The organism is Leifsonia sp. NPDC014704 (assembly GCF_043083605.1).
Taxonomy (GTDB): Bacteria; Actinomycetota; Actinomycetes; order Actinomycetales; family Microbacteriaceae; genus Leifsonia.
Window position 1 is genome coordinate 1,172,581 of the sequence record NZ_JBIBYW010000002.1, and the last position, 15,402, is coordinate 1,187,982.

At 70.4% G+C, this 15,402-nt stretch carries 15 protein-coding genes; 6 read left to right on the forward strand and 9 right to left on the reverse strand.

What is annotated here, in order from left to right; genetic code table 11:
• Nucleotides 1-16 precede the first annotated feature (16 nt).
• The 7 genes from ACF1AJ_RS17150 to ACF1AJ_RS17180 form a co-directional block, all read right to left on the reverse strand.
• Nucleotides 17-865, reverse strand: a complete 849-nt coding sequence (locus ACF1AJ_RS17150) for a carbohydrate ABC transporter permease (protein ID WP_391508444.1) — start codon at nt 863-865, stop codon at nt 17-19.
• Nucleotides 862-1,821 (reverse strand): carbohydrate ABC transporter permease, encoded by a 960-nt coding sequence (locus ACF1AJ_RS17155; RefSeq protein WP_391508445.1) that lies wholly within the window; start codon nt 1,819-1,821, stop codon nt 862-864. Before ACF1AJ_RS17155 ends, ACF1AJ_RS17150 begins: the two co-directional genes overlap by 4 nt.
• Nucleotides 1,818-3,119, reverse strand: coding sequence for an extracellular solute-binding protein (locus ACF1AJ_RS17160; RefSeq protein WP_391508446.1), 1,302 nt, complete (start codon nt 3,117-3,119; stop codon nt 1,818-1,820). Before ACF1AJ_RS17160 ends, ACF1AJ_RS17155 begins: the two co-directional genes overlap by 4 nt.
• Complete coding sequence (locus ACF1AJ_RS17165) at nt 3,116-4,054, reverse strand: N-acetylglucosamine kinase (RefSeq protein WP_391508447.1); 939 nt, start codon at nt 4,052-4,054, stop codon at nt 3,116-3,118. Before ACF1AJ_RS17165 ends, ACF1AJ_RS17160 begins: the two co-directional genes overlap by 4 nt.
• A 184-nt stretch (nt 4,055-4,238) precedes the next feature.
• The gene (locus ACF1AJ_RS17170; RefSeq protein WP_391508448.1) at nt 4,239-5,474 is read right to left on the reverse strand and encodes an ROK family protein; all 1,236 of its coding nucleotides are present in this window, start codon (nt 5,472-5,474) and stop codon (nt 4,239-4,241) included.
• A gap of 119 nt (nt 5,475-5,593) precedes the next feature.
• A complete protein-coding gene (locus ACF1AJ_RS17175) occupies nt 5,594-6,049 on the reverse strand; it encodes a hypothetical protein (RefSeq protein WP_391508449.1) in 456 nt (151 codons plus the stop codon).
• 126 nt (nt 6,050-6,175) lie between these two features.
• Nucleotides 6,176-6,790: a TetR/AcrR family transcriptional regulator gene (locus tag ACF1AJ_RS17180; RefSeq protein ID WP_391508450.1), complete on the reverse strand. Its 615-nt coding sequence runs from the start codon at nt 6,788-6,790 to the stop codon at nt 6,176-6,178.
• Between the two features lie 148 nt (nt 6,791-6,938).
• Between ACF1AJ_RS17180 and ACF1AJ_RS17185 the strand changes: the two genes are divergently transcribed.
• The 3 genes from ACF1AJ_RS17185 to ACF1AJ_RS17195 all read left to right on the forward strand — a co-directional run bounded on the left by ACF1AJ_RS17185 (nt 6,939) and on the right by ACF1AJ_RS17195 (nt 9,316).
• Entirely contained in the window at nt 6,939-8,342 is a 1,404-nt protein-coding gene (locus tag ACF1AJ_RS17185; RefSeq protein ID WP_391508781.1) for an MFS transporter, read from the forward strand.
• A 91-nt stretch (nt 8,343-8,433) separates the two neighbouring features.
• Complete coding sequence (locus tag ACF1AJ_RS17190; RefSeq protein WP_391508451.1) at nt 8,434-8,856, forward strand: hypothetical protein; 423 nt, start codon at nt 8,434-8,436, stop codon at nt 8,854-8,856.
• 55 nt (nt 8,857-8,911) lie between these two features.
• Nucleotides 8,912-9,316 (forward strand): META domain-containing protein, encoded by a 405-nt coding sequence (locus ACF1AJ_RS17195; RefSeq protein WP_391508452.1) that lies wholly within the window; start codon nt 8,912-8,914, stop codon nt 9,314-9,316.
• A 10-nt stretch (nt 9,317-9,326) separates the two neighbouring features.
• On the opposite strand, the gene ACF1AJ_RS17200 is transcribed toward ACF1AJ_RS17195, so the two are convergent.
• Nucleotides 9,327-9,650: an ArsR/SmtB family transcription factor gene (locus ACF1AJ_RS17200; RefSeq protein ID WP_391508453.1), complete on the reverse strand. Its 324-nt coding sequence runs from the start codon at nt 9,648-9,650 to the stop codon at nt 9,327-9,329.
• Nucleotides 9,647-10,120 carry an SRPBCC domain-containing protein gene (locus ACF1AJ_RS17205; protein ID WP_391508454.1) on the reverse strand — a complete coding sequence of 158 codons (474 nt, stop codon included), beginning with the start codon at nt 10,118-10,120 and terminating at the stop codon, nt 9,647-9,649. Before ACF1AJ_RS17205 ends, ACF1AJ_RS17200 begins: the two co-directional genes overlap by 4 nt.
• A gap of 181 nt (nt 10,121-10,301) precedes the next feature.
• Here ACF1AJ_RS17205 and ACF1AJ_RS17210 point away from each other — a divergent pair, with 181 nt between their 5' ends.
• The 3 genes from ACF1AJ_RS17210 (at nt 10,302) to ACF1AJ_RS17220 (ending at nt 15,392) form a co-directional block, all read left to right on the forward strand.
• Nucleotides 10,302-10,973, forward strand: a complete 672-nt coding sequence (locus ACF1AJ_RS17210; protein ID WP_391508455.1) for a DUF6766 family protein — start codon at nt 10,302-10,304, stop codon at nt 10,971-10,973.
• Nucleotides 10,974-11,151: 178 nt separating this feature from the next.
• Nucleotides 11,152-13,422, forward strand: coding sequence for an FUSC family protein (locus ACF1AJ_RS17215; RefSeq protein ID WP_391508456.1), 2,271 nt, complete (start codon nt 11,152-11,154; stop codon nt 13,420-13,422).
• Nucleotides 13,423-13,478: 56 nt separating this feature from the next.
• Complete coding sequence (locus ACF1AJ_RS17220; protein ID WP_391508457.1) at nt 13,479-15,392, forward strand: alkyl/aryl-sulfatase; 1,914 nt, start codon at nt 13,479-13,481, stop codon at nt 15,390-15,392.
• Nucleotides 15,393-15,402: the final 10 nt, after the last annotated feature.

Genomic DNA, 15,402 nt, shown 5'->3' on the forward strand with positions numbered 1-15,402 from the left:
TTGGTGGGAAGGCGGCTCAGCCCTTGACGGCGCCGGCGGCCATACCGCTGACGACGTAACGCTGGAAGATGAGGGCGACGACGATCGGCGGCAACGCCGCGAGGATGCCGCCCGCCGCCACCAGCCCGAAGTCGGTCGTGTAGCGGCCGGCGAACTCGCTGATGGCCACCGGCAGGGTCTTCGCCGCGTTGGACGAGGTGAAGATCAGCGCATACATGAACTCGTCCCAGGCCAGCAGGAACGCGAACATGATGGCCGCGAAGATGCCCGGCCGGGCGGCCGGAAGCACCACGCGGAACAGGGCGCCCAACCGGGAAGCGCCGTCGATGCGCGCCGCCTCCTCCAGCTCTTCCGGGATGGTCAGGAAGTAGTTGCTGAGGATCCAGAGCACGAACGGCACCACCAGCGAGCAGTCCACGATGATCAGCCCGATCACGGAGTCCAGCAGCCCGAGCGAGTTCAGGATGAGGTACAGCGGGATCAGCAGGGCGATCTGCGGCAGCATGTACGTCGCCAGGAACAGGATGAGCACCGCCTGCCGGAAGCGGAACCGCAGCCGGGCGAACGCGTACGCGCCCAGGATTCCGACGATCATCGAGACGGCGACCGTGCCGACCGCGACGATCGTCGTGTTGGCCAGCGCCGCCCGGAAGGTCGCACCGACGCTCTCGGCGCCTCCCCGGAAGATCAGCTCGTACCGGCTCCAGTCGAGCGTGTCCGGGATCCACTGCAGCGGGGTGGAGATGAGGATGCGCTGCGGAGTGACGCTGGCGAGCACCATCCACCCGAAGGGCAGCAGGATGACGACGGCGACGACCAGAGCGGCCAGGTGGATGAGGATCGAGTTGCGGGTCGTGCGCTTCACAGCAGGCTCATCTCGGATCGGCGCAGCATGCGCAGGTAGACGAAGGTCAGCACCAGGATGACCAGCACGATGATGTACGAGAGCGCCGCTCCGACCCCGAAGTTCTGGTCCGAGAACGCCGTCGTGTAGGCGTAATAGGCGACGGTCTGTGTACCGTTCACCGGGCCGCCGCGCGTCATCGCGTAGATGATGTCGAACACCTTGAACGCCTCCACCGTGCGCAGCACCAGCACGATCGAGATCGAGGGCACGAGCATCGGGAGCACGATCGTGCGGAAGATGCGCGGCCAGCTGGCGCGGTCCACCTTCGCCGCCTCGTACAGTTCGTTCGGGATGGACGTCAGCCCGGCGAGCAGGAAGAACGCCACCAGCGGGGTCGTCTTCCACACGTCCGCGATGATCACCATGTTGAGGGCGAGCGTCGGGTCGCCGAGCCAGGCCTGGTACTGGTCGATGATCCCGAGCTGGGTGAGGGCCGCGTTGAGCGCGCCGTACTGCGCGTTGAAGATGCCCTTCCACATCGCCGCATTGACGATGGTCGGGATCGCCCAGGGGATGATCACGACGGCGCGGAACAGCCAGCGCGCTCGCAGCTTGGCATTGAGGAGGCCGGCGACGATGAGCCCGAGGACGAGCTCCAGCGCTGTCGAGACGAGGGTGAAGTACAGCGTCCGCCCCATCGCGGCCCAGAAGCCGGGAGCGGTGAGGACGTCGATGTAGTTCTGCAGGCCGACGAACGGGGTGTCGGTCGCCAGCGCCGAGTTCACCTCGAAGAACGAGATGAGGAGGGTGCGGAGGATCGGGTAGACGATCACCCCGAACACCGCGACCGCGGCGGGCAGCAGCAGCCAGAAGGCGAGCCGCCCCTGGTTGTCGCGCCTGCGGCGGTCGCGTCGCCCGCGCGTGGTGGGCGCGCGCCGCTCCGTCTCGACTCCGGCGACCGACACGCCGCTCATCCGAGGGTCTCGTTCGCGGACTTCACCGCGTCGTCGAGGGCCTGCTGCGGCGACTTCTTGCCGAGCAGCGCGTTCTGCAGCTCGACCTGGATCGCCTGCGACACCGAGTTGTAGTTCGGCACCGGTGGACGCAGGATCATCGAGTCGTAGGCCTTTCCGGCGGCCGCGAAGACCTCCGGGTTGGTCTTGGTGATGTCCGGCTTGGTGTAGCTCGACTTCCAGTTCGTCATCGAGCTCTTGACGTACTTGTCCTGCACGGCCTCGCTGGTCATGTACTCGATGAACTTCCACGCGGCGAGCTGGTGCTTCGACTTGGCGCCGATCGCCAGCGCCATGGAGCCGTTCACGCCCGGGTTGTCCCCGTTGGGGCCCGCGGGCGGCGGGGTGACGGCGATCTGGCCGACGACCTTCGAGATCGACGGGTCGTTCTGGTCGCGGAAGGTGGACTCCCAGTTGAGCTCCATGGCGGTCTTGCCGGCGGCCATCGACTTGTCGGTGTCGTCCTCGAGGAACGTGGTCGACGCCGGGTCGGTGAGTCCCTCATCCAGCGACTTCTTCATGAACTCGAGCGCCTGCACACCCGCGCCCTTGTTGATGGAGAGCTTGCCGCTCGAGTCGGTGAACTGGCCGCCGTACGCGCCGAGCAGCTCGGCGTAGTCGCAGACCAGAGCCTCGGCCTGCGCCCAGCTCCAGGCGATCGGGTACTGGACGACGCCGGCGTCCTTCAGCTTCTTCGCCACGGCGAGCACGCCGTCCCACGTCTTCACGTCGTCCGCGGTCGCGCCGACCTTCGCGAGCATGTCCTTGTTGTAGAAGAACAGCTTGGTCGACGGGCCCCACGGCACGCCGTAGTACTTGCCCTTGTACTCGGCGCTGGAGAGCGCGCCGCCGAGCATGTCGCTCTTCCACGAGTCGGGGAAGCGCTTCGTGACGTCGGTGATGATGTTCTTGGAGGCGAACTCGGCCGGCCAGATCACGTCGAGGTGCACGACGTCATAGGTGCCCGCGGGTGCCGAGGTGACGATCTTGTCGTGGAGCGCCTCATACGCCACGAAGGTCGGCTTGACGGTGATCTTGGGGTTCTTCTCCTCGAACGCCTTGATCATCGCGTTGACGTCGGACTCCGAGTAGCCGGCCTGCTTCATGAACAGCGCGTTGATCGTTCCGGTGCCGTCGCCCTCGCCTCCCGACGAGGTCCCGGCGCCCGTCACGCTGCACGCGCTCAGGGCGAGCGCCGCCGTCGCCGCGAGCGCGAGGCCCGCGAGCGTGCGGTGACGCCCGGTGGATGTGATTCTCATGACTTCCTCCGTGATGGTGTTGGTGGTGCGAAGGGGACAGCGGTGGCCGCCTCCGTGAGCCGCCGGGCGAGCGCGAGTGCGCCGCGCACCGGGGGGACATCCAGCAGGTGGATGGAGTGGGTGAGCCCGCGGGCGCGCAGCCGCTCGCCGAGGGCGTCGAAGAGCCGGGGCTGGTGGCTGACCACGCCGCCGGCGCAGACGACGTCGGTGCCGGCCGCCCCGCGGCGGTGGACGAGCTCGACGCTGCGGGCGAGTTCGTCGGCGGCCGCGTCGATGACGCGTGCCGCCCGGATGCTGCCCGCGTCGGCCGCGGCGAACACGGAGGGAGCGGCCGCGCCCCAGACGGTGACGCGCGGGCGGACGGTCAACGCGTTGGAGAGGCCGACGATCTCCTCCACGCCGAAGTGCGCGTACAGGGCGTCGGCGAGGGCGTCGCGCGGCTCGTCCTCGTCCACGGCCTCGAACAGGGTGCGCACCGCATCCCGGACCAGTGCCGGTGCACTGCCCGGGTCGTTGAGGATGTAGCCGTAGCCTCCCGCGCTCACCAGCGTCCCGTCGGCGCGGCGCCCGACGACCTTGCTCCCGGTGCCCGCGATGACGGCGATGGCCTCGTCGTACCCGGCGGCGGGGCCGACGAGTTCGACGTCGTTGACCGCGAGGGCCGGACCGGCGTGGAGCGCGGCGAGCGTCTCCGAGAAGGCGAGGGTCTGGCCTTCGCTGTCGAGCCCGTGTGCGCCGACGACCAGGGGAGCGGAGGCGGCGCCGGGAACGTCGTCGAGCAGGGCGAGGAGTCCGCGCACGTTCTGCTCGGAGTGGAGGTCGCCGCCGTGCTGCCAGTCGGCGGTCTGCACCGACCGGTCGAGGAGCGCGGCGCCGGCGTCGTCCTCGACGCAGACATGCGTCTTGGTGCCGCCGATGTCGATTCCGACGATCACGTCTGCTCCTCTGCGTCGCTGAAGGGATGCCTCTTCTTTCCTATCGGAGTGAGAAGAAGTGCGTCAAACCTAAGCGACGCTGCGCACCTACGTCAAGAGCTCCGGGCGGTTTTCCGATTCGTGCCGAATGTGCGGAATGGCAGCGTCAGAACGCACATTCGGCACGAATCTGCGAGGGGGAGTGTTAGAAGGCGAGGTAGGCGAAGCCGTTGACCTCGGCCGCGGCGAGTTCCGCCGCGCCCAACAGCACCGCATCCTCTCGGTGGGTGGCCGGCTCGATGCGCGGCACCCGGATGATGCGGCCGCGCAACCGCTCCTGGATGCCCGGGATGACCGTGTCCGAGCTTCCGACGAAACTGCTCCCCACCACTACGAGCTCCGGATCGAGCACGATCACGAGGGCCGCCACCGCGATGGCCACCATGTCGAGGATCTCGTCGGCGAGCTCTTGTGCGTCGGCGTTGCCGTCGCGGGCCAGCTCGAACACGTCCTCGGCGGTCAGCGACCCGCCGTCCGGCAGGGGGATGCCGCGCTCGCGTGCCCGCTGGGTGAGCGCGAGCGATCCGATGCGATCCTCGAGATCGCCGCGCGCGTCGTACGACCGCTCCAGCGAGGACCGCTCCATCAGCAGGTAGCCGATCTCGCCGGCCTCCGCCCGCGCGCCCCGGTGGAGTTCGCCGTTCGCGACGATCCCGGCGCCGAGGCCGTTCTCGAGGAACAGCGCGACCAGGCTGGAGAGGCCGCGGCCCGCACCGGTGTGGAGTTCGCCGAAGGCCAGCGCGTTCGCGTCGTTCTCCACCACCACGGGCAGGGCGGTCCGCTGCCGGAGGAGCGTGCCGAAGGGGACGCCGGTCCAGCCGAACTCCGGCATCGTGCCGACCACGCCATCCGGCTGTTGCACGACCCCCGGCACGGCGATCCCGACCGCGAGGCAGGGCGTGCCCATCGAGTCGGCCGTCGCGATCAGGTCGTCGAACAGCCGGAACACTTTGCGCAGCTGGCGATCCTGGTCCGCTGCGCGTTCTGGCGACTCCGTGTCCGCCGCCGCCGGGTCCCCCGCCTGCCGTGCGCCTAAGGGAACGGAGCGCCGGAACACGATCTTCCCGTCGAAGTCCACCAGGATGCCCGTGACCGTCTCCGCGCGGAGCTGGATCGCTGCGACAAGGCGCGAGCTCCCGGCGTAGCGGAGCAGCACCGAGGGCCGGCCGCCGGTCGACGGCTCCTGGCCGGCTGCGACGACGAGCCCGTCCTCGATGAGGGCAGCTGTCAGCCGATTGATGGTGGCCGGGCTCAAGCCCGTCTTGACGCCGAGCTGCTGCCGGGAAAGCGCCCCCGACTCGCGGAGGGCTTCGATGATGGCCGTCTGGTTGACACGCGCCAGAGTGCTGGTGGTCGCTGTCGCGCGCGTCCGTTTGGCCACCGGCGCCTCCTCATCCCGAACCGGACTCTCGGGCCGCCCTGCGCGGCCTGAGCAAACTTTACTATCGCAGTGGATGGATCTGGCTGTGCGATGAACCCCTCGGACGCGCGCCGCTCACCTCAGCATCCGACGTGACCGCGCAGCGAGATGCCGCCGCCCATAAAGCCCGCGTCCTGAAGGGCTTTCGAGATGTGGTCCGACAGCACGCCCGAGAGCATCACGGCTTCGCTCTCGCCGCGGTCCTTCTCGACCTGACGTTCCTCGGCGCCCAGCTCGTCCAGCGAGACAGGCTCTGCCTCCCAGTTGGTGGAGAGCAGGAGTTTCCGGGCCGCCGCGATGCGCTCGTCCGTTTGAGCGTCCGCGGTCGCCTCGTCGCGCTCGACTGCGACTTGCACGCAGCCGGGCGCGGTGCTGCCGTCGCTCAGCAGGAAGGTGCGGTGCACAGTGAGGTCGTACGTCTCTGCCGGTGCGCTCCGGGTCGGGCTCGACGTCGGTGAAGCGATCGCGGTGGCGGCCACCGACCGCTGGTCGAGATCGGCGCATCCGGCCAGCGCCGTGGTGATGCCCAGAGCCATGGCGATCCCCAGGGCAGCCATCGCCCCAGCACCCCGCTGTCGTGCGTGCATCCGTCTTCCCCCTTTCGGGCCCCGTCGGGCCTTCCCCGCGGGTCAGCATAGCGCCGGGCCGCTCGCTCTTCGGCCTCAGGCGTCGTCGCCGAACCCGCGCGCGAGGAGGTCGAACAGCGCGCTCGCCCGTGGCTGCTGGGCCGCCGCGACGTCGTCCGCCGGTTCTCCCGCGATCAGCCGCTGCGCCGCATTTACCAGGAGCACCGAATACCCCCCGATGAACATCGCGGCGAACAGGGCTGCGTCGCCGTCGAATGCAGCATCCGCGTCCAGGTCCTCGGCGAGCCCCTGCTGCAGCTCGCCGGCGAGCTCGCGGGCGCGGGCGACCAGGGCGGCGGAACCGCCGACGGTCCGGAAGAACGGAACAGAGCGGGCGTCGAGTCCGGAGAGGGGATGCCGCTCCTCGACCAGCCGCAGCGTCGCCTCCCTGAGCGAGGCCAGCACGCCGGTGCCGCTCGCGCGGTCCCGGACCGCCGCGCGCAACACGGCCTCGGCGTCGGCCGAGCGATCGAGGTAGAGGTCCTCCTTGCGGGGGAAGTGCTTGAACACGGTCACGCTGGACACGCCGGCTTCGCGGGCGACGTCCGCCACGGTCACGGCGTCGAAGCCGCGTTCGGCGAAGAGCCCGGAGGCGATTCCGGCGATGCGGGCACGCGTCTGCGGGCCGCCGCGCTCGCTGGTTCTGGGCATGAAGGCGTCGTCCTTCCGTGAATATCTTGTGTCACTAAGTTTAGTCGCATAACCTAGTCACATGTCCTCTGAGCAGACCGCTCCCATTGTCCCCGAGTCGCCCCTCCCCGCCGGCCGCCACGCTCCGCGCTCCCTGCGCGACGCGTGGATGGCCCTCACCGGCCTCTCCGCCGTCTTCCTCTTCGAGATGCTCGACAACTCGATCCTCAACGTCGCCCTTCCCACCATCGGCCGCGAACTCCACGCGTCGACCGCCGGCCTCCAGTGGGTGACAGGCGCGTACACGGTCGTCTTCGGCGGCTCCATGCTCGCCTTCGGCGCCATCGCCGACCGGTACGGCCGACGCCGGGTCATGCTCATCGGCCTCGCCCTGCTCGGTCTCGCCAGTCTTGCGACCGCATTCGTCTCGACGACGGAAGAGCTGATCGCCGTGCGCGTCGGCATGGGCATCGCGGCCGCGATGACGACGCCCGGGTCGATGGCGCTGGCGTTCCGGCTGTTCGCGGCGGACGACCTGCGGGTGAAGGCGATGACCGTCATCTCGACGGTCGGACTGGTCGGGCTCGCGATCGGACCGACGGTCGGTGGCTTCGTCCTCGCCGTCGCCCCGTGGCAGGTGCTCCTGCTGGTCAACGTCCCCATCGCGGCCCTGGCGATCGTGGGCGTACGGCTCGGCATCCCCGCCGACGACCCCGGCGGGCTGCATCGTGACCCCATCGACCTGGTGGGAGCGGCGCTGGGCACCGCCGCGATCGTGCTCGCGCTGTTCGCACCGACGCTGTTCGTGGAGCAGGGCCTCGGCGCCTGGATGCCGTGGCTCGTCACGGGGGCGGCCGTCGCCGCGGCGGTCCTCTTCGTCGTGCGGCAGCGGACCGCACGCCACCCGCTCCTCGAGCTGCCGCTGATCGCGCATCCCCTCGTCTCCAGCGGGCTGGCGTTCAAGGCGGCCGCCGCGATCGCCACGGCGGGACTCGGGTACCTCGTCACGCTGCAGCTGCAGCTCGACTGGGGGTGGCCTCCCGCGCTCGCGGCGCTCGGGATGCTGCCGCAGGTCGTCGTCTTGCTCGCGGGAGGGGCGGTCATCACCCCGTTCGTGCGCCGTGTCGGGATGGACCGGGCGGCCTGGATGAGCGCCGCCGCCGTCGTCGCCGGCCTCACCGTCTACGCCGTGTTCGGCCGCTTCGGGTACGGCTGGATCGCGGTCGCCCTGGTGCTGGTGGCGGCGGGTATCCGGGTCGTCGGCGTGGTCGCCGGGACCAATGTGCTCCGGGGCCTTCCGGAGAGCCGGACCACCATCGGAGCGGCGCTCACCGACACTGCCTCCGAAGTCGCCTCGGGCGTCGGGCTCGCCGTCGCGGGGACGGTGCTCGCGGGGTTGTTCGCGGGGAGCATCGCGACGGCGGGATGGTCGCCGGAGCAGACGGCGCAGTTCCGCGAGGCCGTCACCGTCGCGGGGCTCGCGCTCATCGTGGTGGCGGGTGCGCTCGTGCTCTGGGGCTTCCTGCGTGCGCGGGGTGGCGCGGCAAGGCCCGAGGCGCCCGCCGCATCCTGACACCGCTGCGATGCCGTGCCGCGTCCCACGAACACGGGCCACTCGTATTGGGGCGCGCAGCGCAGCCGAACGGAGGTCTACCGTGGGCGGCATGTTCCGGTTCCCTCGTGAAGCGATGCGCCGGCGGCGGCCAGACCCCGCCGTCGGCTCGTTGCTCGCGGGCGCGATGGCGGGCGGCATCCGTGACATCTACGGTCACACCGTCACGTATGTCCCGGAGGACCTCGTCTACGTCGAGCGGCTGTTCACCGACCTGCGCACCGACGATGGTTTCGTGGGCGACGAGTTCACCTTGCAGAGCCTGGGCTGCCTGATCGGTGAGATCCTGGTGCGGACCGACGGCGGACGGTGGAGCAGCGCGGCGCCACGGCGCGGAGTACCGGAGGACGCCGGGCTTGCGGTGGTGCTCCCGAACGGGCGGACGGTGAACCCGATCCGCGCCGCCTACGACCGCGCCGGCCGCGGGGCCGACTCGTCCGTCATCCGCTTCCGTCAGGTCGCACTGGCCTCCTGACGCTCCGGCGGTTACTGCCTAGCCGACGCGCGGCGGCCGTGCTCATACTGGCGCCGTGAATCCCGCGCATCGACTCCGCCCCAGTTCTGGACGCGCCGTCGCCGGACGCGCCATCGCGGGCGCGTCGGCGCTCCTGCTGGCGCTCGCCGCCCTGGCGGGCTGTGCATCGTCGAGCGCCTCCGACTACACCGGGACGTGGACGTCCGACCATCCCGCCGGCACCAGCCTCGACCTGAAGGACGGCGGCCAGCTCAGCGGCGACGACGGTTGCAATTCGCTGACGGGGACCTGGAGCGAGTCGAAGGGGTCGATCACGTTCGGCGCGCTGGCCGCGACGCAGAAAGCGTGCGCCGATGTCGATCCGTGGCTGTCGAAGGCCGCGAGCGCGCGCTCTGACGGCGACACCCTGAACGTCTACGACGAGGCCGGGACGCAGATCGGCGTGCTCGACCGCAAGTGATCCGCCGGGGTCATCCCTCGACGTGGATGCGCAGCCGCTCGAGCGCCGCATCCCACCGTGACGATGCCTGCCGCAGCAACTCGCCGGCCGACGCGAGGGCCGCCGGGTCGACCCGCCAGAGCCGCTCCCGCCCGTGCCGCTCGCTGTGCACCAGCCCTGCCGCGTCGAGCACCCCGAGGTGCTTCTCGACCGCCTGCCGCGTCACCGGGCGTTCGGATGCGAGCCGCGCGGCCGTCCGCGGGCCCGTCTCGCCGAGGGCGAGCACCAGCCCCAGCCGGGTGGGGTCGCCGAGGGCCGCGAACACCGGCGCTGCCGCCTCGAGTGTCGCGGTCACGGGCGTTCCAGGGACGTGCGCTCGAGATAAGCGCTGAGGAGACGGGTCTGCGCCTCCCAGCCGCCGTCGTTGCTCTCGCGGGCCTGATCGCGGATGTCCTCGGGCAGTGCCCCGAATCCGTCTTCCGTGATGGTGACGCGGACGCCGTCACCCTCGGTCGCCAGGCGGAACTCGACGGTCGTCAGCACGTCGGAGCCGGGCGCCGGCTGCCAGCGGAAGGCGAACCGCGTCGGCGGCTCGATCGCGATGACCTCGGCCGCGATCGGGGATCCGCGGTGCGGCTCCTGCGCGGCGGCGACCTCGGCGTCGACCGTCGTGGGGACGATCCGCCCGGTCGTCGTCCGGCCCACCTCGAACGGTCCGTCGAACTCCGCGCCGAACCACGCCCCGAACTCCTTGGAGTCGACGATGGCAGCCCACACCCGCTCCTGCGCCGCGCGGATGAGGATGCTGCGCTCGATATCCACCATAATAGGCAACCTCCCGGTTGCCCTTTCTAGCACACTTCCGTCTCTTCGGCACCCCGTTCACTCCCGCCGGACCCCGGGCGTACGGTTCAGCGCATGAAAGTCGTGTTCACTGGTTGGCTCGTGGGAATCATCGTCGGTCTGGCGCTCATGTTCGCCGTCGTCATCTCGGGACGGTAACGGGATGAGACTTCGCGAGCACGGCCTCAGCATCGCGTTCGCCGCGCTCTTCCTCGCCGCCCTGATCGGGCAGTCCGTCGCGGGGCTGTTCCAGTTCAACCAGGATCAGCTCTCGCATGGCGGCAGCACGGAGTCCTGGCTCGCATTCGTCACCTCGTCCGACTTCGTCGTGGACGTCGCCGAGAACTGGCAGTCGGAGTACCTGCAGTTCTTCCTGCTGATCCTGGCGACGATCTGGCTCGTCCAGAAGGGGTCGCCCGAGTCGAAGAAGCCCGGCGACGAAGGTCTCGGAACGGATGAGGAGCAGCTGGTCGGCCGGCACGCGCGGCCCGACTCGCCGAGCTGGGCGAAGGCGGGGGGATGGCGCAGCGCGCTGTACTCCAACTCGCTCCTGATCGTGATGGGGGCGATCTTCCTGCTGTCGTGGCTGCTCCAGTCGCTGGCGGGCCAGGTCGTCTACAACGCCGAGCAGGTGGAGCACCACGAGGCGATGGTGAGCTGGGTGCAATACCTGGTCTCGGCGGACTTCTGGAACAGGACGCTGCAGAACTGGCAGTCCGAGTTCCTGGCGGTCGGGAGCATGGTCGCGTTCTCGATCTACCTCCGGCAGCGCGGCTCCTCCGAGTCGAAGCCCGTCGGAGCGCCCCACCACACGAGCGCCGTCGACGCCGAGTAGCCCGCCCCCGCCCCGCGGCTCCCCATCTCCACTCCCACCCCCACCATCGAGTCCGCAAACTTTGCACGGTCCCCCGCGCACCGCGTGCAGAGTTTGCGGACTCGACGTGGGCGGAGAGGGGTGGGCGACGGCGAGAGGTGCCGAGTAGGGTGTGGCCGAGGGAGGAGGCCGCGTGCGGGTGACGTCCTGGCTCCGACGCCACGATCCGGGCTTCAGTGCGCTGCGTCGTGCGGCCCGCGCGGCCATCGCGGTGCCTCTGCTGTTCCTCCTCGGCAGCCGGGTCATCGGCAATCCCGAGGTCGCGCTCTTCGGCGCGTTCGGCGCCTTCGCCATGCTGCTCTTCGTCGACTTCGGCGGCCCGCTGCGTGAGCGGGTGCAGGCGCACGCGGCTCTCGCCATCACGGGAGCGGTGCTCGTCTGCCTGGGCACGCTCGCGTCGTCCCCGATCTGGCTGTCCTCCCTCGCGATGGCCGTGGTCGCCCTCGTCGTGCTGTTCGCGGGTTCGGTGAGTTCCGTCATCGCGTCGGCCGGCACCTCCCTGCTCCTCGCCTTCGTGCTGCCGGTCACCCTGCCGGGAACCGTCGCCGACATCGGCCCGCGCTTACTCGGGTGGGGGATCGCCGCGGTCGTCGGACTCATCGCCATCACCCTTCTCTGGCCGGCGCCGGCCCGCGAGCCGCTGCGTCTTCCCGCCGTCGAGGCCTCCCGCGCGCTCGCCGCCCGCATCCGGGCCGAGCTCCCGATGATGGGGGATGCCGCCGAGATCGCGGCCCTGCGCGAGCGCACGGCCGCTGCGGGGGATACCGCGGTCGGCACACTGCAGAGCGTCTTCCTGGCCACCCCGTACCGCCCGACCGGCCTGAGCGCGCCGGCGCGGACCGTCGTCCGGCTGGTCGACGAGCTGAACTGGCTGAATGCGGTGATCGGCCAGATGGTCCGCCATCGGGCCGCACCGCCCGACGGGGTGGATGCTGCAGGTCCGCGCTCGGCGACGGCCGCGGCAGCGCGGCTGGGAGCGGCGGCGGCCGATGTGCTCGAGGAGGGCGCCCTCGTTCTCGCTCAGCACGCCGCGGATCCCGCAGCACTGGAGTCGGCGCTCGACCGCCTCGCGCTCGAACGGGCGGCCGTTGAGCAGACGACGCTCGCCGTCTCTCCCGTAGGGCGCACTCCCGCCTCCGATGAGCAGGCCGAGCGATTCGTGGCCGCCCTCGACCCCGGGTTCCGAGCCCAGGAGCTCGCCTACGCCGTCGAGACCGTGGCGGGCAACATCGCCCTGACAGCACGGGCGGAGCGTCGCACCTGGTGGCAGCGGATGCTGGGTCGGCAGCCGGGTGATCTGAGCGGTCCGCTGGCGGCGGCGACGGAGCGGGCGTCGGGGTTCGTCGGCTGGAACTCTGTCTGGTTGCGCAACAGCATCCGCGGTGCGATCGGACTCGGCCTCGCCGTGCTGCTCGCCAAGGCAACCGGCGTCCAGCACTCGTTCTGGGTCGTGCTCGGAACGATGTCCGTCCTGCGTTCGAGCGCGCTCAACACCGGGCAGACGGCGCTCCGGGGTGTGCTCGGCACGGTCGTCGGCGTGATCGTCGGCGCGGCCGCGCTGTTCGTCATCGGCGGGAACCCGGTCGCGCTGTGGCTGGTGCTCCCCGTCGCCATCCTCATCGCGGGGATCGCGCCCGCGGCGATCTCGTTCGCCGCCGGTCAGGCCGCGTTCACGGTCGTCCTCGTCCTGCTGTTCAACGTCATCGCGCCGACGGGATGGACCGTGGGCCTGATCCGCATCGAGGACATCGCCCTCGGCTGTGCGGTCAGCCTCATCGTCGGCGCCCTGTTCTGGCCGCGCGGTGCCTCCGCCTCACTGCGGACGGCTGTCGGGGATGCGTATCTGGCCGGCATCGACTACCTCCGTGCCGCCGTCGAGTTCGGACTGGCGCGCTGCGACCCGGCGACCCCGCGTGGCGCCGAGCCGCGGCAGCAGTCGCTCAGAGCTGCGGCGGCATCCCGTCGGCTGGACGACGCCTTCCGCACGTACCTGACGGAGCGGGGTGCCAAGCCCCGTCCCCTCGCGGAGGTGTCGGCGACCGTCACCGGCGTCGCGGGCATCCGGCTCGCGGCCGACGCGATCCTGGAACTGTGGCGCGGTCAGTCCTCCGAACCGTCGGCTGCTCCCAGTGCTGCCGCCGCACACGCGACCCTCGACGGGCAGGTCGACCGCCTGGAGGACTGGTACCGCGCTCTGGCGTCGGCCCTCGAGTCCCGCGCCGACCTGCCGACGCCGGCGCCACCGGATCCCGTCGCCGACCGCTCTCTGGCCTCCGCTGTGCTGGGTGAGCTCGACCATTCGACGGCCGGCGCCGCGACGGCCGTCCGCATCATCTGGACCGCCGACTATCTGGAGGTCGTCCGTCGCCTGGAGCGCGCGATCGTCGAGCCGGGTGCTCCGCCCGTGTAGACCGCGCGCCCGCAGCCGGCGCTCGCAGTCGCGTCTAGCCGCGGACCATCGCCCCGGTGGATGATCTGCCCGACACCACCGCGACGAGGGGATGCAGCATGCAGCAGAACGATCCGGCTCCGTCCATCCGAGAGGCCCACCGGGCAGCGAACGCAGCGCTCCCGTTCTCCGACGACGCGGACTTCGCGGCAGCAGAACGCGGCTTCCTCGGCACCCTGGACGATCCCGCCATCCGCGACGCGTCCGGCACGGTGGTCTGGGACACCTCCACCTTCGGCTTCCTCGACGGGGATGCTCCGCTCACGGTCCACCCGAGCCTCTGGCGTCAGGGGAAGCTCGTGCTGAAGAACGGCCTGTTCGAGGTGACAGAGGGTCTGTACCAGGTGCGCGGGCTGGACCTGTCGGTGATGTCGTTCATCGAGGGGGACTCCGGCGTCATCGTCGTCGATCCGCTGCTCACGAAGGAGACCGCCGCCGCCGCACTCGGCCTCTACCGGCGACACCGCGGCGACCGCCCGATCGTCGCGGTGATCTTCACCCACAGCCACCTGGACCACTTCGGCGGGGTGCTCGGCATCGTCAGCGGGGAGGAGGTGGAGGACGGCCGCGTCGAGATCGTCGCCCCTGCTGGGTTCATCGAGCACTCCATCTCGGAGAACGTCTACGCGGGCACGGCGATGGCGCGGAGGGCCGGCTACATGTACGGCGCAGCCCTCGACCGCGGTCCGTCCGGGCAGGTCGGGGCGGGCCTCGGCCTGACCCTGTCGACGGGGGAGACGACTCTGCTCGTGCCGACGATCGATGTCGCCGAGACCGGCGAAAGGCTCACCTTCGACGGGGTGGAGTTCGAGTTCCAGCTGGCCCCGAACACTGAGGCGCCGGCGGAGATGCACTTCTTCATCCCGCGCTACAACGCGCTGTGCATGGCCGAGAACGCGACCCACAACCTCCACAACCTGCTGACCCTCCGCGGTGCCCTCGTGCGCGACCCGCACGTGTGGTCGGAGTACCTCACCGAGGCGATCGAACGCTACGGCGACCGCGCCGACGTGCTGTTCACCTCCCACCACTGGCCCACCTGGGGGCGGGAGGAGCTGGTCGCCTTCCTGCGCATCCAGCGCGACCTCTACGGGTACCTGCACGACCAGACCCTCCGGCTACTGAACCGGGGACTGACCGGCACGGAGATCGCCGAGGAGCTGACGCTGCCGCCCGCCCTGGAGCGGGAGTGGAGCACGCGCGGTTATTACGGGTCCGTCTCGCACAACGTCAAGGCGATCGCGCAGCGCTACCTCGGCTGGTTCGACGGCAATCCGGCGCGACTCTGGCCGCATCCTCCGCAGGCGCTCGCCGAGCGGTACGTGAGGGCGCTCGGCGGCGTCGAGCGCGTCGTCGAGCTGGCGCAGGCCGCCTATGACGACGGTGATTTCCGCTGGGCGGCGACCCTGCTCGACCATGCCGTGTTCACCGAGCCGGACAGCGCGCCCGCGAAGTCCCTCTACGCGGACACGCTCGAGCAGCTCGCCTACGGTTCGGAGAACGCCACCTGGCGCAACTTCTTCCTCTCGGGGGCGACCGAACTGCGCGAGGGCAACTTCGGCACGCCGACTGCCGCGAACGCCCCGGCGGTGCTCGCCGAGCTGACGCCGGAGCAGATCTTCGACTCCATCGCCATCACCGTCGACGGCCCGAACGCGTGGGAGCTGGACCTCTCCCTCGAGGTCGTCTTCAGTGACCTCGGCCGCACCTTCCACCTGACTCTGACGAACGGCGTGCTCATCCACGTCGAACGCCGCGCGCCGGGCGACGTGCCGCTGCGTCTCACGATCACCAAGCCGGACTTCCTGGCGCTGCTGGGCGGGGATCCGTCGCCGGCGAGCATGTCGGTGGAGGGCGACGCCGGTGTGCTGCAGCAGTTGACGGCGGTGCTGCAGCGTGGGGACCCGGGCTTCAACATCGTCCTGCCGTAGTGCGGTCGCC

Coding starts and splice junctions, on each gene's coding strand:
- ACF1AJ_RS17160 (WP_391508446.1), bottom strand. CDS start 3,119: ATGAGAATCACATCCACCGGGCGTCACCGCACGCTCGCGGGCCTCGCG.
- ACF1AJ_RS17190 (WP_391508451.1), top strand. CDS start 8,434: ATGTTCCGGTTCCCTCGTGAAGCGATGCGCCGGCGGCGGCCAGACCCC.
- ACF1AJ_RS17155 (WP_391508445.1), bottom strand. CDS start 1,821: ATGAGCGGCGTGTCGGTCGCCGGAGTCGAGACGGAGCGGCGCGCGCCC.
- ACF1AJ_RS17210 (WP_391508455.1), top strand. CDS start 10,302: ATGAGACTTCGCGAGCACGGCCTCAGCATCGCGTTCGCCGCGCTCTTC.
- ACF1AJ_RS17205 (WP_391508454.1), bottom strand. CDS start 10,120: ATGGTGGATATCGAGCGCAGCATCCTCATCCGCGCGGCGCAGGAGCGG.
- ACF1AJ_RS17180 (WP_391508450.1), bottom strand. CDS start 6,790: ATGCCCAGAACCAGCGAGCGCGGCGGCCCGCAGACGCGTGCCCGCATC.
- ACF1AJ_RS17175 (WP_391508449.1), bottom strand. CDS start 6,049: ATGGCTCTGGGCATCACCACGGCGCTGGCCGGATGCGCCGATCTCGAC.
- ACF1AJ_RS17185 (WP_391508781.1), top strand. CDS start 6,939: ATGGCCCTCACCGGCCTCTCCGCCGTCTTCCTCTTCGAGATGCTCGAC.